The sequence below is a fragment of the Lactococcus protaetiae genome, assembly GCF_006965445.1.
Taxonomy (GTDB): Bacteria; Bacillota; Bacilli; order Lactobacillales; family Streptococcaceae; genus Lactococcus; species Lactococcus protaetiae.
Map to the genome: position 1 here is coordinate 364,772 of NZ_CP041356.1, position 14,178 is coordinate 378,949.

At 36.3% G+C, this 14,178-nt stretch carries 18 protein-coding genes and 2 pseudogenes; all 20 read right to left on the reverse strand.

Annotated features, from left to right (window positions below):
• Positions 1-235: 235 nt before the first annotated feature.
• Positions 236-778: a hypothetical protein gene (locus FLP15_RS01760; RefSeq protein WP_223804680.1), complete on the reverse strand. Its 543-nt coding sequence runs from the start codon at positions 776-778 to the stop codon at positions 236-238.
• Positions 779-1,116: 338 nt separating this feature from the next.
• A pseudogene (gene mutS, locus FLP15_RS01765) lies at positions 1,117-3,650 on the reverse strand (DNA mismatch repair protein MutS).
• A gap of 407 nt (positions 3,651-4,057) precedes the next feature.
• On the reverse strand, positions 4,058-4,408 hold the full coding sequence (locus FLP15_RS01770) for a YlbF family regulator (RefSeq protein WP_142765769.1): 351 nt from the start codon (positions 4,406-4,408) through the stop codon (positions 4,058-4,060).
• The gene (gene argR / locus FLP15_RS01775; protein WP_120772668.1) at positions 4,398-4,844 is read right to left on the reverse strand and encodes an arginine repressor; all 447 of its coding nucleotides are present in this window, start codon (positions 4,842-4,844) and stop codon (positions 4,398-4,400) included. The genes FLP15_RS01770 and argR overlap by 11 nt, the downstream gene beginning before the upstream one ends.
• 223 nt (positions 4,845-5,067) lie before the next feature.
• Entirely contained in the window at positions 5,068-6,138 is a 1,071-nt protein-coding gene (locus FLP15_RS01780) for a tyrosine-type recombinase/integrase (RefSeq protein ID WP_223804681.1), read from the reverse strand.
• 57 nt (positions 6,139-6,195) lie between these two features.
• Positions 6,196-6,411: a hypothetical protein gene (locus tag FLP15_RS01785; protein WP_142765770.1), complete on the reverse strand. Its 216-nt coding sequence runs from the start codon at positions 6,409-6,411 to the stop codon at positions 6,196-6,198.
• A 46-nt stretch (positions 6,412-6,457) separates the two neighbouring features.
• Positions 6,458-6,685: a hypothetical protein gene (locus FLP15_RS01790; RefSeq protein ID WP_142765771.1), complete on the reverse strand. Its 228-nt coding sequence runs from the start codon at positions 6,683-6,685 to the stop codon at positions 6,458-6,460.
• A gap of 77 nt (positions 6,686-6,762) precedes the next feature.
• Positions 6,763-7,254: an antirestriction protein ArdA gene (locus tag FLP15_RS01795; RefSeq protein ID WP_142765772.1), complete on the reverse strand. Its 492-nt coding sequence runs from the start codon at positions 7,252-7,254 to the stop codon at positions 6,763-6,765.
• A 51-nt stretch (positions 7,255-7,305) separates the two neighbouring features.
• Positions 7,306-7,638, reverse strand: coding sequence for a hypothetical protein (locus tag FLP15_RS01800; protein ID WP_142765773.1), 333 nt, complete (start codon positions 7,636-7,638; stop codon positions 7,306-7,308).
• Entirely contained in the window at positions 7,638-7,967 is a 330-nt protein-coding gene (locus FLP15_RS01805) for a type II toxin-antitoxin system RelB/DinJ family antitoxin (protein ID WP_142765774.1), read from the reverse strand. Before FLP15_RS01805 ends, FLP15_RS01800 begins: the two co-directional genes overlap by 1 nt.
• A gap of 62 nt (positions 7,968-8,029) precedes the next feature.
• Positions 8,030-8,524 (reverse strand): hypothetical protein, encoded by a 495-nt coding sequence (locus FLP15_RS01810; RefSeq protein WP_142765775.1) that lies wholly within the window; start codon positions 8,522-8,524, stop codon positions 8,030-8,032.
• A gap of 93 nt (positions 8,525-8,617) precedes the next feature.
• Positions 8,618-9,556: a hypothetical protein gene (locus FLP15_RS01815; RefSeq protein ID WP_142765776.1), complete on the reverse strand. Its 939-nt coding sequence runs from the start codon at positions 9,554-9,556 to the stop codon at positions 8,618-8,620.
• A gap of 18 nt (positions 9,557-9,574) precedes the next feature.
• Positions 9,575-10,611: pseudogene (locus tag FLP15_RS01820) on the reverse strand (phage tail tip lysozyme).
• A gap of 15 nt (positions 10,612-10,626) precedes the next feature.
• The gene (locus FLP15_RS01825) at positions 10,627-11,133 is read right to left on the reverse strand and encodes a hypothetical protein (RefSeq protein ID WP_142765777.1); all 507 of its coding nucleotides are present in this window, start codon (positions 11,131-11,133) and stop codon (positions 10,627-10,629) included.
• On the reverse strand, positions 11,130-11,306 hold the full coding sequence (locus tag FLP15_RS01830; protein ID WP_190288324.1) for a hypothetical protein: 177 nt from the start codon (positions 11,304-11,306) through the stop codon (positions 11,130-11,132). Before FLP15_RS01830 ends, FLP15_RS01825 begins: the two co-directional genes overlap by 4 nt.
• Before the next feature lie 44 nt (positions 11,307-11,350).
• Positions 11,351-12,025, reverse strand: coding sequence for a hypothetical protein (locus tag FLP15_RS01835; protein WP_142765779.1), 675 nt, complete (start codon positions 12,023-12,025; stop codon positions 11,351-11,353).
• Positions 12,026-12,207: 182 nt separating this feature from the next.
• Positions 12,208-12,600 carry a hypothetical protein gene (locus FLP15_RS01840; protein WP_142765780.1) on the reverse strand — a complete coding sequence of 131 codons (393 nt, stop codon included), beginning with the start codon at positions 12,598-12,600 and terminating at the stop codon, positions 12,208-12,210.
• Positions 12,600-12,857, reverse strand: coding sequence for an ATP-binding protein (locus FLP15_RS13525; RefSeq protein ID WP_276116913.1), 258 nt, complete (start codon positions 12,855-12,857; stop codon positions 12,600-12,602). The genes FLP15_RS01840 and FLP15_RS13525 overlap by 1 nt, the downstream gene beginning before the upstream one ends.
• Entirely contained in the window at positions 12,854-13,798 is a 945-nt protein-coding gene (locus FLP15_RS12920) for an ATP-binding protein (RefSeq protein ID WP_280954081.1), read from the reverse strand. The genes FLP15_RS13525 and FLP15_RS12920 overlap by 4 nt, the downstream gene beginning before the upstream one ends.
• Positions 13,711-14,145, reverse strand: a complete 435-nt coding sequence (locus tag FLP15_RS12925; protein WP_223804683.1) for a hypothetical protein — start codon at positions 14,143-14,145, stop codon at positions 13,711-13,713. The genes FLP15_RS12920 and FLP15_RS12925 overlap by 88 nt, the downstream gene beginning before the upstream one ends.
• Positions 14,146-14,178 lie beyond the last annotated feature (33 nt).

Consider the following 14,178-nt stretch of genomic DNA (forward strand, 5'->3'; position numbering starts at 1 on the left):
AACTTAGCAAGTGCGTGCTAATTCCCCCACCTCTGCAAGGTGGCGGGATAAGCAGCACTAAGCTCTGCTTTCGTTCTACTAACATTGGCGGGGAGAAAGAATCCCCCACCAATGAAGTAATCACTTCAATAACTGAAATGATGATAGTTTTGATTAAATTGTTGTTGGAAATAATCCAAATTATTAAAAACAGTAGCAATAAGAAGTGAAAGTAACAGAATAGCCAGAACAATCATTACAGCTCCAATAATGAAAGCAATAAGCCCGCTCTATTCCAACCATCCATAATTTTTCTAAACTCTTCTTCATCCCGATAGTGATTATCTGGATTTTCCAAAGCCCATCTTTCACCATTAAGCCCAAAGATAATCATCCACACAATTGCAAAAATCCAACCTACCCAAGGAATTAAACCCAGTAAAATCAGCAAGCCTAGATAAGCACGATGAGCAATCCCAAACCACATCGTAAACGAAAAAGCACCCCAATTCCACTTTGTTCTAATTTGTGACTTATTTTGTTCTAATGTCGTCGTTGGAATATCTTGATAACTTTCAGTTTGGGGTTGGGTAACGACTGGTTCAGAAATGACTGGTTGAGCGATTTCTGGCTCAGCAATTACTTCTTCCTCAATATCTCCTTTACCCTCCTGAATAACCACTGTTTCAACTGGATTTTCTCCATTTTCCAAAACAGCCTCATCAGTTGATATTTCTGAAGTTACGGGTACGTTTTCACTGCTGTCTTCGACAACTTTTTCCATTTCGTCTTCTACCATAACCACATCATCCTCTCGCATTCTACTAATTTTTAATCACGTTCTCATTTTATCAAAACAAGAGCGTGCTATCTCCGCCTTACGGCTACGCTGTCGATGCTCGCTACGCCACTAAAGTGGCTAGTCGCAATCGCAATTCCGCCACCTCTTAAAGGTGGTGGGATAAGCAGCACTAAGCTCTGCTTTCGTTCTACTGCCCTAGGGTCTTGGCGCTTTAGCGCTTAGACTTCAGGGACAGGGTGACCTCATATCTTTGATGTGAGGTTGTACCCTAACATCAGTGGGAGAGAAAGAATCTCCCACTGATGAAGTAATCACTTCAAATCCACACCTACAGGCTATAGTAAGTCTTTCAGCTCCCACAAGAAGTTTAATGCTTCACGCGCAGTCATATTATCTACATTTTTTGTTTTTAGCTGCTCAATAATTTCGGAGAAATTTTCATCGAAATCAAATAAACTGAGCTGTTCTTCATGTACTTCTGATTTTTTTGCTAGAACTGGTTTATTTTCTAACTTTTGTAAAATCAAATCTGCACGTTCCAATAATTTGTCAGGCAGACCAGCGATTTTTGCAACATGAATCCATAAGACTTATCTGCTGGCCCCGATGTAATCTTATGTAAGAATGTGACATCGCCATTTTTTTCTAAAGTTGCAACGTGGACATTAGAAAGAGCAGAAAGCTCTACTTCCAAGTCTGTTAACTCATGATAATGTGTTGCAAACAACGTTTTGGCACCGATATTATCATGCACATATTCAATAATTGCCTGCGCAAGCGCCATCCCATCATAAGTTGCCGTTCCACGTCCAAGTTCATCAAAAATAATCAAACTTCGCTTTGTCGCGTGCTGAATTGCACGATTTGCCTCCGACATTTCGACCATAAAGGTGGATTCTCCAGAAATCAAATTATCACTGGCACCAATTCGGGTAAAAATCGCATCAAATATTGGTAATTCAGCACACTTAGCTGGAACGAATGAACCAATCTGTGCCATAATGACCGTCAAAGCAAACTGCCGCATATAGGTTGATTTACCAGACATATTTGGACCAGTAATCAATTGAATATTCGTTTGCTCTGGTAAGTCAATATCATTTGGAACGTACTCTTGAGCGCCCATGACTGCTTCTACGACCGCGTGACGTCCTTCTTTTATATTGACCACTCTAGAATTCTCAGTAAGTGTCGGACGTATATAACCATACTTTTCGGAAACTGTTGACAAACTTTGTAAACAATCTATCTCGGCAACTCCCTTGGCAAGCGACTGTAGACGAGAAATGTATTGTTCGGTTTCTGCTCGAACTGCCATAAATAAATCATACTCTAATAAGCTTGATTTTTCTCGTGCTTCAAGCATAATTTCTTCAATTTCAGCAAGTTCTTTAGAACCAAAACGTTCGGAATTTTTTAAAGTTGCTTTCCGATAAAAGTGTTCGGGAACACTTGCAAGCTGGCTTTGCGTAATGTGAAAATAGTATCCATCTTTACGGTTATAATCAATTCTCAGTGTCGAGATACCTGTTCTTGCTTTTTCATTTGCTTCTAATTTTGCAATCCAAGACGCTCCATTTTGGAGTGCTTCTCTATATCGGTCAAGCTGCTCATCATAGCCTGTTCTTATAATCCCACCATCAGTGATTGTACGCGCTGCCGAATCACTGATGGCGCTATTTATCAGTGCTGACAACTCTGGAATATCGTCTAATTTTTCTGTCAGTACTGACAGATTTTTGTCATTAAGACTTTCTAAGATATTTCTTATCGCTGGCACATTTGACAATGAATTCGCCAACTGCAAAAAGTCTACTGGAACAGCCTTACCAAAAGAAACTCGAGAAGCCAATCGTTCTAAATCATACACCCCTTTTAACGCTTCAATCAAATCTGAACGTTCAAAGAAATTATCCAATAAAATCTGCACAATCTCCATACGATTAAAAATCGCCTGTTCAGAAATTAATGGTCTTTCAATCCAAGAACGCAACATCCGCGTTCCCATCGCTGTTTTAGTCGCATCAAGTAACCAATATAAAGTCCCATGTTTCTTACCTTCGCGTTTATTCACAGTCAATTCAAGCGAAGCTTTTGTCGCAAAGTCCATTTGCAAATAATCTTTTATTTCATAATGTTCCACCTCTTGCAAGTGACTCAAATCACGCATTTGTGTGCGTTTTACATAAGCAAGAAGTTTCGATGATACTTGATTTTCAAGTTCTGTCAGTGCTGACAGTTTTATCTGTAAGTGTTCAGGAAAATTCTGTTGTTCAGAAATTAACAGATTCATCTGTTTTGATAAAATTTTTGATTGTTGGTCTGTCAGTTCAAAACCAACGACAACTTCACGCGCTTTAAGCGAAGCAATCTCACCCACAACAGTCGAAAAATCTGTCAGTTCCGTTACTTTAAATTCACCCGTAGATAAATCCATATAGGCCAGGCCAAACTGATTCTCTGCTTTCTCTCCTTGCTTATCAATCGCCACCAAAAAATTATTATCAACACTAGAACCTACATCTGTCGCTGTACCTGGTGTAATAACCTGCGTCACGGCCCGTTTTACAATCCCTACAGCTTTTTTAGGGTCTTCCATTTGGTCTGCGACTGCTACCTTATAACCCAGATTAATCAACTTATCGATATATTCGCCGACTGCATGATGAGGCACACCTGCCATCGCAATAGGATTTTCTGAATTTTTATTACGCGAGGTTAATGTCAACTCCAAAATTTGTGCTGCATTAACTGCATCTTCATAAAAAAGCTCGTAAAAATCGCCCATTCGAAACAGTAAAAAAGCATCAGGATAATCTTTTTTTATATCCAAGTACTGCTGCATTCCCGGTGAAATCTTTTCAGACATATTTTATCTCTTCTCACTTATTTCTTAATTTATAGCTATTCTGTCAATGCTCGCTACGGTACTATGTGCTTCGCACGCCGTTCTGCGAACGCTCTATGCAACTTCGATTGCTACGCTGTCCGTTTGATTGTCATTTGGCGTTGGCACTTCAGTGCCCTATAGTCAATGATCCATGCGAAGCTAACTGCTAAAGCAGCAAGAGCAAAAGGCAGTATCTTTGCAGTTGCCACTTGGCATTGCTGCTTTGGTAGATTACGATTTGAACTTGCCACTTTATAGAATAGCCGTTTGCGCTTCAGCGTTTACGGATATGCTAGTTGTTTCACCTAGTGGCTTAGCGAAATCGACAGCGTAGCCATCTAATAATTTGACTGCGTAAAATTAAAAGTGAACTAGTATGATAAAAATTACTTTTCATCATTTTCTAACAATATATTCACTTTTCGCTCAATTTCACCCGTTACATATTGCACCAAGTCATTAACATCTTGCAATTTTATAAAATATTCCTCAACTAACGGACTCATTTTCAGTGATTTTTCAATTTTTTGCGCAGCTTGTGATGTCTCTTTATAAGCTTGCATTTTTCCAATTTCTCGGTATAACATCGCATCTTTTTGAAGCTTCTTCATCTCTTCTTGAGCTTCAAAAAGCGATGTTTGTTCCTGCAAACGTTGCTCAGCTCTCTTGAAATCTTCTACATATCCAAGATGTTCAATCTTCTCTTGCAGTTGCCCAACAAGTTCATCATAATACATTTTCAATCTCCACCACAAGCGCACGCGCTGCAGCTTCCGATACACACGTTACAAGTAAAGTATCAGCTCCTGCCAAAGTTCCCAAAATCTCCTCACGTTCTTCAGCATCTAACGCATTCGCAAGCAAATCTGCTTCTCCAAGTCGCGTATGAACCACAACCATCACACTACTTGATGCTACCTTGATCACAAAGCGAGAAAAATAAAGCTGCAACTCCGACTGAATTCGCCCATCTTCCCCATCCAGAAATGAATAAAAGCTCTTACCATCTCTACGCTTTTTAATAATATTCATCTCTCGAATATCACGTGACAATGTTGCTTGAGTAATACTAACTCCCTCAGCTTCAAGTATCTCTTGCAAATTTTCCTGCGTCGCCACTTGATTTTTACTAATAATTTCTTTAATTAAATTTAATCGTTCGTTACGCTTCATAGTATAATTATACCTTCCCATTGTATTTAATTATACCACATTCTATTACAAGCCCTTTAATATCAACGTTTAGCAATACCATCTATTCGCCATTCCCTCATATTATATTTTATTTCATTAACATTTTTGGTTAGCATTTGGTTAGTTTATAAATCAAGATTTTCTAATTTATCCGATAAATCTTCCTGCATTTTTATTGTCATGTGGCTATAAATCTGTAATATCATTTTTTCGTTAGAATGCCCACACGTTCCATTATACTTTTAATTGGCACGCCTAGCTCTATCAATAAAGAAATATGAGAATGTCTTAGCATATGTAAATTATATGTTCGAGAAACGTCTGAATCTTTATCTAATATTTGACAGATACGACCAAAATATTTGGATAAATTCCCTCTATGAAACATTCTGCCCTTTTCTGTCACAAAAATAAAATCACTATCTTTCATATTTTCACGAAAATAATCTACTATTTCAATACATCGTGTATTTATATAAATACTCCTATAAGAATGAGATGTTTTAGGACTTAGTAGCTGTCGCTCTTGTTCTGAATACCCATAAACATTTAATGTATGTCTAACAAATAATTGCCTTTTTTCAAAATCAATATCTTGCCATCTTAAAGCTTGTAATTCTCCAATTCTCAAACCTGTTAAAAACAAAAATTCATAAACCATCGTTTTTCGCACTTGTGATACATTTTGATAAGAATAATCAAGAATCCTCCTCATTTCTTCCTTATTCAAAAATTTATTTTTCTTTTTTCTAACCTCCTCAAAAGTAGTCCTAGCTTTAGGTAATACTACTCTCTCCATAGGATTATCAGCAATATAGCCCACTTTTTTTGCATAGCTGAAAAATAAATTATAATATGTTTTTCTCAATGTTCTAGTAGAAGCAGAAAGGTGCAATCCTAAAATAAACGTTTGAATTTCTTGACTTTTAATTTCTTGAATCTTTCGAGAACCAAATTGTTCTAAAAACTTTGAAAAACTCTTTTCCTCCGAAACCGCAGACGAAGCTTTTAGTTCAACATTTCTGATCACTCGCCACTCTTTAAAAATCTTTTGAGTTAATAGACATTCATTTGAATCCTCACTTTGCTCTACTTCCTCATATAATTTCATTATATTTGAAATTTTGAGTGATAACTCAGTTTTAGCTTCTCCTTGCGTTACTCTACTCTTAGATTTTTTTGTAATCGTTACTTGACGCCATTTATTTTGCTTTTCATCAAAAAACTTTTCAAAATAACGATATTTTCCATTAGACAACTTTTTTAAAAACATTCCTTTCTCCTACTTTTCAAAACCAAGCAAGAAAGTATGCAATTATATTATAACATCTCACATTGCTTTTTTTACTTCTTTTTCCAAAAAATCTATATACAATAAATAACCCTCTAAATCTATCAACAATGTTCTATAACCATATTTATGAATATATTTTGAAAAATTAACATCACACTTCATAGCTCTAAGATGATTTTCAACCGTTGAAATAGACCAACCCATTTTTTTAGCTATTTCTTTTTTTCTTAATCGCATCGCTTCCTCCATCATTCACTAAAAAAGAGCAAGATTGTTTTCTTGCCCTTCTCCTACTTTTTTAAAAATATTCTTCTACCTTTTTTAATTCTGAATAAGCTTGTTGCAAAAGTTTGTCAACTTTCTTAAAAATCTGGTGAACTTCTTGGACTTCCTTACTTCCATTATCCCCAAAGTTCATCCTAAACACTGCACCAGAACTCGCACTTTTTGCTTCAAACAACTGCTTATCAAGCCAATCAAAACCACCTTTAACTTGCTTACGTTCATAATCATCTTTAATTCTCATTTAATTTTCCCTCACAACTTTCCCCACTCATTAACTTAAAAAGAACAAGATTTTTTCTTGCTCTTGCTACTAAATTTCTAAATATTTCTAATATATCCATGACTTGTTTGTGAATAATCAGTAAGTGCTAAATCTCGACCATAAGCACGAAAGTTAAAATATCTTTGTAGCGTTTCTACACTTAATGTTTCTAAACCGCCCGTTCGCTCAATTAATTCTTGCGCCAAATCAGCATCATCTCTAGCATCCACAAAGTCTAAATCTTCTCTATTATTGATAACATCATCAATACTATAAATTTCAAGAAAATCTTTTAAATGGTCTATATCAGAAATTTCTTCTAATTTTTCGGCATATTCATTGAGTTCTTTGATTGATGAATATTCACCTACTCTATAACCGTAAAAGTTCTCAAAATCATGAATCGCGTATTCTTCGCCATGTTCTTCATCAAGCAATAAATCACGTTGAATTTGTCTAAAATTCACTGGTAACTCATACCAACGCCCTCTAGTTCTTCCGTTGTTATAACTTTGCAAATTTACAACATAAATTTTTGGTGTTTCCATTTTTCACTTTTCCTTTTCTAAAAAATAAAAAGCCTGACTAGATGTCAGACTTTATTCTATTTGCTCTAAAAATTCTTGAAGTCTTACTTCATCTCGTGCGGATAAATACCCCAGCACTCTTATTTTAGTTTTATCGCTATCAATGTTATAGGCTTGAACCGTATCAATCCAAGAACGTTTACGTAAGCCTGCTTCAATATAATCAATAATCTCAAAGTATTTACTCTTGATATACTCTGATTTGTTTTCATACTGACTTGTAATTCGATAAGTTTTTATAACTTTATCATCTAATGCTATAACAAAAGCAGGACGGACTTTTGAACCCGTCCCGTCCGCATAAACAACTTTGGCGATAACCACAGTATGCTCGCTCAGTTCCACTACATTAACTCCTCATACTCTGGAAATTCCTCATTGAAAAACTCGTTGACATCTTCTGATTTTGAAAAATCAAGTGTTTTTGCTTCCGATTTCTTCGTCAATTTGGAAATCTTTTCCCTTGCTTCTACTCGTTCGGGAGAAAACCACCCCGAAGGATAACCTGTTGATGATTGAGTAAAAAGAGTGAGTGGAATCTGTTGTTCATAAGCTGTTTTTGTAATTAACATCTTAATCACAGTCGCAACATCTAGCCCTTGCTTGTCAAAGACTTTTTGAGCTTCATCTCTCAATGTTTTATCTACCCTTGCAGAAACTTGAATCACATTCATAGCTACACCTCTCACATCTTATTTACTAACATTTTATCACAAATAGGTGCATTTTTCAACATTTAATAATCTAAAATACTCAGCCAGTTCATTTCATTCAATGATTGAACTTCCGCAAGAATCCCAGTTAATGAAAAGCCTTGACTTTCCATATCTTCCGCATATCCTTTAATATAGCGCACACTATTATCTAAATAGTTCCCAAAGATATATAATCTTTGCTTGTATCGCTTTTCAAGATAGACAAGAAAAAGGACATATTCAGAAAAAATAGAAATTGAATCATTATCCTCTCTGATATATCCCATCATACTTTGTACGAGTTTTCCCCAATCCTCTTTAGAAAATTGAATACTTTCTTGTTGCATGAGATGAATTTTTCCAATATATTTTTTTAGATTTTCAGCCCAAACCATTACCTCTGAGACTTTCGCAAAGGGGCGTAACATTAATTCCTGTTCAATTTCTCGTAAACGACGGTCAAAGCGTAAATATTTTTCTTGCATTCTTCGCTCAGAAGCTTTTTCTTGCGCTTTAAAATCTGATAGCTCTAACATATTATCTCTTTCTGTTTTCTATTGTTCGGAATTAACTTTAAAAATCCTGGAATTTTCAACGTAAAAACTAGGTTAATGCCGAACATTAATCGACTATTTTTTTGTTATTGATTTTAAATTATTTTTAAATGTACTTCTTTCTGAGCAATAAAGTGTTCGAATGTGAGTAATTCCACTCTCTACCCTTTCAACCTCGGAGCACTTATCCATCTTCAATAAGTTACACATTTTACGACCTTGCTTAGTTACACCAACCGCAAATACCTTACCAAAGGCAATATCTGGAATAGTTAAATCAATATCCTCTACAATTTCACTCAATGCTTTTGGTACTAATTTTAGTAAGTCTAATTGATTTTGATATTGCTTTTTTATGGCAATCACATCAATATATATTGGTAAGTCACGACTTGAATTTTTTACTTTTTCCCAAAGACTAACTCCATCAAGTTCTGCCAAATGGTAGAAGTCTTTATAAAGTAGTTGAGGTGCTTGCTCTTTTAATAATCTTAACTGAACATAGGCGACCGCAATTTCTTTTCCATTTTCACTTTTTGTAATAACCCTAGAAAATTTACCATAGTCTAAAAACTCATTTGCAATTTGTGAATTGTCCTCACTAAAATAGTCCCAGTTTTCTTTATCAGTTTGATTTACCACATCAAGCATCAATTCTGCATAATTTATTTGAGTTGGGTCAACAATCTTAAATCTGCTTGAAGGGGCTACTTTTTTTGAGTTGACTTTTTCAACTTTTTTAAAATGAATCTGATTAAAGAAATCAACAATGAGATAAATATTTACATCACCTCCCCCAGTCATACAACTAGCCAAATTAAAGGCGACTTGCTTTACATTTTCAACGACCTTTTTATTATCAAATTCTTTTACAAAATCATAAAATTCTTCTTCGCCTTTAGCTATACCAGTTAATTCTAAGAGTTTATACCCCTTCTGTTTTTCAATATATTTAAAGCTAACTCTAACTAAATAACCCTCAATTCCATCTATTTTATAAAAAATCTTGCACATTTTTTTCTTTCTCCTTTTTTATTTTCCTATCACATAATGGTATTGACTGGCTTGTGCCTTCGTTAGCACTTGGAACGTATAAACAGTGCTAAAACCAGTTCCTGATTGTGAAATCAAGACTGAACCGTCTGAGTGGATAGCTTCCACAAAAGCCACATGACCGTATTGACTATCTGCTGTCCAAGCACCACCGACACTCTGTCCGCCCTTAAAACTGACCGCACTATGCAACGTTGGGGTCATTGTGACCGTATAACCTGCTTTATTCTGCCAGTCTTGACCGTTCCCCATAGTTAAATCATAAGTAATTCCAAATTCTTTAGCTCTGTTCCAAACAAACCATGTGCATTGACGATACTCATAACTTATCGCACGATAATTATTAACATTAATCGGTTTATCCAGTTTCCAGCCGTTAGGTAAGCTAGGCAAAACACCTGAACTACCGCCAGAAGTCATCGCATCATACCAATACTTTGCATCCGCCTGTCGTTGAGCCAAACTATCAGTTGCTCCCGCACGCTCCCATTGGCGCATGATTTTTTCCGTCGTATCATTAATTGCTTTGCCCTTAATCAATTGTTTCAGCAATTTAGAATCTGAACCGTCATGCTCAAACATAAAATCAACTTGTAATTGGGCATCCGTCCACGCTTTTTTTTGACTTTTTGCATAGTTAAGCAAGTTTACTCGTCGTCCGCTATCCCACTGAGCCAAACCAAAAGCATAACCGCCAATACTAGAGTTCATTGCCTTTGTTTCGTCAAAGCTTGCATGAGATTGAATAACAGAGGGCTGAAGCTGACTTTCCACTTGATTATTTCCTAAAAGTGCTGCTGCGCCCTCTTTCGTTCCCCTTCTTTCAATACCCTATCCCAAATGATTTGAGCCGTTTGCGTTTGAGGGTCATTCACATTAGCTGCCACATTTGAGCTTGAATCATCTGAAATCACTACCCCAAACAACATGAGGACAAATAAGAAAATCACTAAAACAGGAATCAGATAGGGCAAGAGGACTAAAAGAAGTTTTCTTTTTAATTTTCGCTTCATCATCTTTCCTCAATTTTCCTATTTAGGTACGATAAAGGGGTTATTTGTTTTTGAAGATTGCTGTGTCGAAAGAAAACGGGGCATTTGACTTTCAAAACGGTGTGCCATTTTATAAGCAGCTTGTTGCTGTTCGCCTTTTATTTTCGCACTTTTTACCAATTTATTTTCTTTCGTTTCTGACGATTGATGTGATTTTTCATACACCGCTTGTGTATTTTTAGCAAAACGTTCCGCAGCTGGACGAATTTGAGCCATTTTCTTCTCTTGCTCAACTTTTTGGTCTGCTTGTTGTTTTAACTCTTTTAACGTTTTTCCCTTATCTGTTCGAGGGTTTTCTTGTTTCATATCATTGTAAGGCGCTACTTTTTCATTGGCTCGTTGTTGTTTTGTTTCAGAAGCCTGTTTATTTTTAAATGCTTCTGCTTTTTTCCTTTGTTTTTCAAACCGCTGTTCAAATCGTGCTTTTCTTTTAGCGGCTTGTTCTTGTTTTTTCTTTGTTTCATTAGGGTTGAGCATTGTTCTCATGCTATTGGCATATTTCCTGAAACGCTCCCTGAACGCATCCGCTGGACTGCTCCTGTTCCTACTTTCCGATTGACCTTTCCAGCAAATGTTTTTCCTGCCACTACTCCAGCCGTTGCCCCTGCTAAAACAGGTCTTAGGGTGCGTTGTTTTGCCCTCGAAAACGCATTATCCATGGCATTAAATACCTTATTATTTGTGACTGCACTTGAAGCATTTCCTAAAATAGATAAAAAGAATGTCCGATATTTAAAAAGCACAATGTAAATAACGATTTTAGAAACGGCAAGAAAAAGGTAATTGGTGGAACTTCCCCTAAAAGCTTATCCAGTAAATTATTAAAGCTTAGAAAAATGGTGGTACCATAGCTTAAAACGACCGATAAAATAAGGGTCAATGCCGTTTTTATGGACAGATTTTTCGTTGCCTGTGAAAAGATAGAAAGAAAAGAGAAAATCACAATCGCTGGCGCAATCGCAAGTAAAAGCAGAAAGGCTAAACCTGCAATGACAGCCCCCAATTTAAAAGCAATGACCCCACAAGCTAAAACAAAATTATTAATCACTGAACCAAGGGCAACCGAAAATTTATCGCCAATTTGATTAAAGGTCAAGTGTTCATTCTTTAATGACTTTTGAAGGTCTGAGACTTTTCCTGAATCGTTCTCTGTATTTAAGAGTTGATTGACATTTTCGCTTTTTGTTCCGTACTGCTCCTCACTATCAAAGTTCATTCGTTCAAAAGGTGTAATAACCATGGTTTGCAATAAATCAGGACTTTGATTTGATACACCAGAAATTTGTATTTTCTCAATAACCGAGGTACTAAATTCTGCTCCTTTAGTATTGACCGTATCAATCACTTTCCCAGTCAAATTAAAATACGCACTATTCATTAACAAGACCCCAAAAATCACAATTAACGTTTTGGCGACTGTTCCTTTAATAAAAGCTTTGAGCAAGCTATAAAGTACCGCAAGCGCAATCAACCAAAAGACTGGATTTTTTGGATTTAATAATGAATCATAAAGGGTTTTTCCTGTTGCTAAAATTTGTTTGGCATACGTACCGACAACATCTAATTGGGAAAGTAGCCCATCAATCCATTTCGTAAAACTATATTCTTGTTTGGCAACATAAAATATCCTTGTGCTGCCGTATTAATGCCACTTTTTAATGGATTGCCTGTATCAATATAAGAAGTATAAGCATACAAAGGAGTTCCTGCATCTCCAACAATATAATCTGTTGAATAGTCGCCTGTTGCCGCTGACACTTTATCATCAACTGCCCCTGTCAAATTATCTATACTGTCTTGTGCCTCCTGCGCAGCGTTATTCAAATCATCTAACGTTCCTTGGTCTGGAATAGAAATCCCTGGCATGGAAGTTGAATCCTCCGCACTCACGCTTACCATTGGAAAAAGACAAAAGAAAAGCGCCATTAAAAAAATGACGTGTTTTAATTTCATTATGCCACCTTTCTAGCTGATGCATTACTCCCTTTTTGCGTTTTAAACAATGCGGCAAGCTCTGGAAATACTCCGTCAACTGTGATACGTGAAATTCGTCCGAACGCATCTTTATATAAACATTGCCCTCTCGTCATGGTTTTCATCATCCTTCGAGATTCTTCTGTAATCGGAATTTCTAAATAATTTAAAACTTCATCTACTTCATTAGGTTCAAGAAAAGCAAAGGTTTGTCCAAAACTTGTATTGTCTTTCACTCCCCTGCTTCGCTTTTATCTCGAATAGATTGGCTCACTTGCAGTGTAAAGTCATTAAATGACCGCCCTGTTCTACGTTTTTCTTTCAAAATATGTGCGCCTGCTGGTGTAGTTTCCAAAAACCAAGCTTCATCAAAAAGGGTAGACGTATTTTCAGATTTATCTCGACGACCAAACCACGTACAAAAATAGCCTAACGCATACATAATCGCTAAAGAATTAATTTGAGCATCCGTGTATTGTTCAGGAGAATCTTGTTCTGTCGGCAAAGAAAGTCCTTGAACTTCTAAGATGGTAATTCGGCTCTCCATTGAAATTGCCGTATTCTCTCCATGTGAAAAAATCAAAGACAAGATAGAGCGGTGGCTGTTACTGATTAAGTATTTAGCAACTTTCGCAATCCCCTCATTTTCATGTTTTGACAAGTCATCAAAGACAGAAAGCAAGCCGACTTGTTCCCCTTTTTCACGCTTTTTGATAAACTGCTCTACCACATCAGGAAATACCGTGTCAAAATCAATATTACGATAATCTTTAGGAAGCACTTGTTTAACCAATGTTTTCGCAAGGTCAACCACTTCATCGCCTTTCAAAAATACAAGAGGGTCAAGCACTCCGTGGTTCGTTTCAACTTTTGCATCAAAAGTTATAAAATCTATTTTTTCGATATAATGCACAATGGCTTGTTTAAATCCGTAAGACCATTTTTCTTTTTCACTTGCATTTTCATCAGGAACTGGTTCATTTTTATAGTCATTCATGACTTTTAAATACTGCTCACGCATTTCTGCTTTTGGGTCAATATAGAGATTTCTTGACTTCATTAAGGTCATGAACAAGAAAAGCAACTTCGCTAAGAAGCTTTTTCCTTTACCTGTTTCTCCAATAATATCAGTCGCAGGGTTATCTGTGATTTTTCCCTCCACTTCTTTATTAACCACAAAAGGATTGAAAAAGACAAGATTATTAGAGTTCGCAAGTGCTTTCTCAAAATCTCCCCATAATTTGTATTGGTTCCATCTACTCTCGCTGCATAAAAGCCATAATCAAAACCGACTTTTTCCGTCACAAAAAAGAGATTTTCACAAAAACTTTCTACTGACATGGGCTGAATCCAGTTTTTATCCGTTGAAAGTAAATCATTGGCATAAGTCATTTTATCCATTAAATAAGGTTGGTCGCCCATTGCCGCAGAAAGTTCGACTTGAAAAGCTTTCATCTTTTCCATCAAAATATCTTGTTTCCACTCCACTTCTTCAACGGTATCGCCTGTAATCACTAACGTCATCAGATACGACAAGAACGTTTCATTGGCATTATC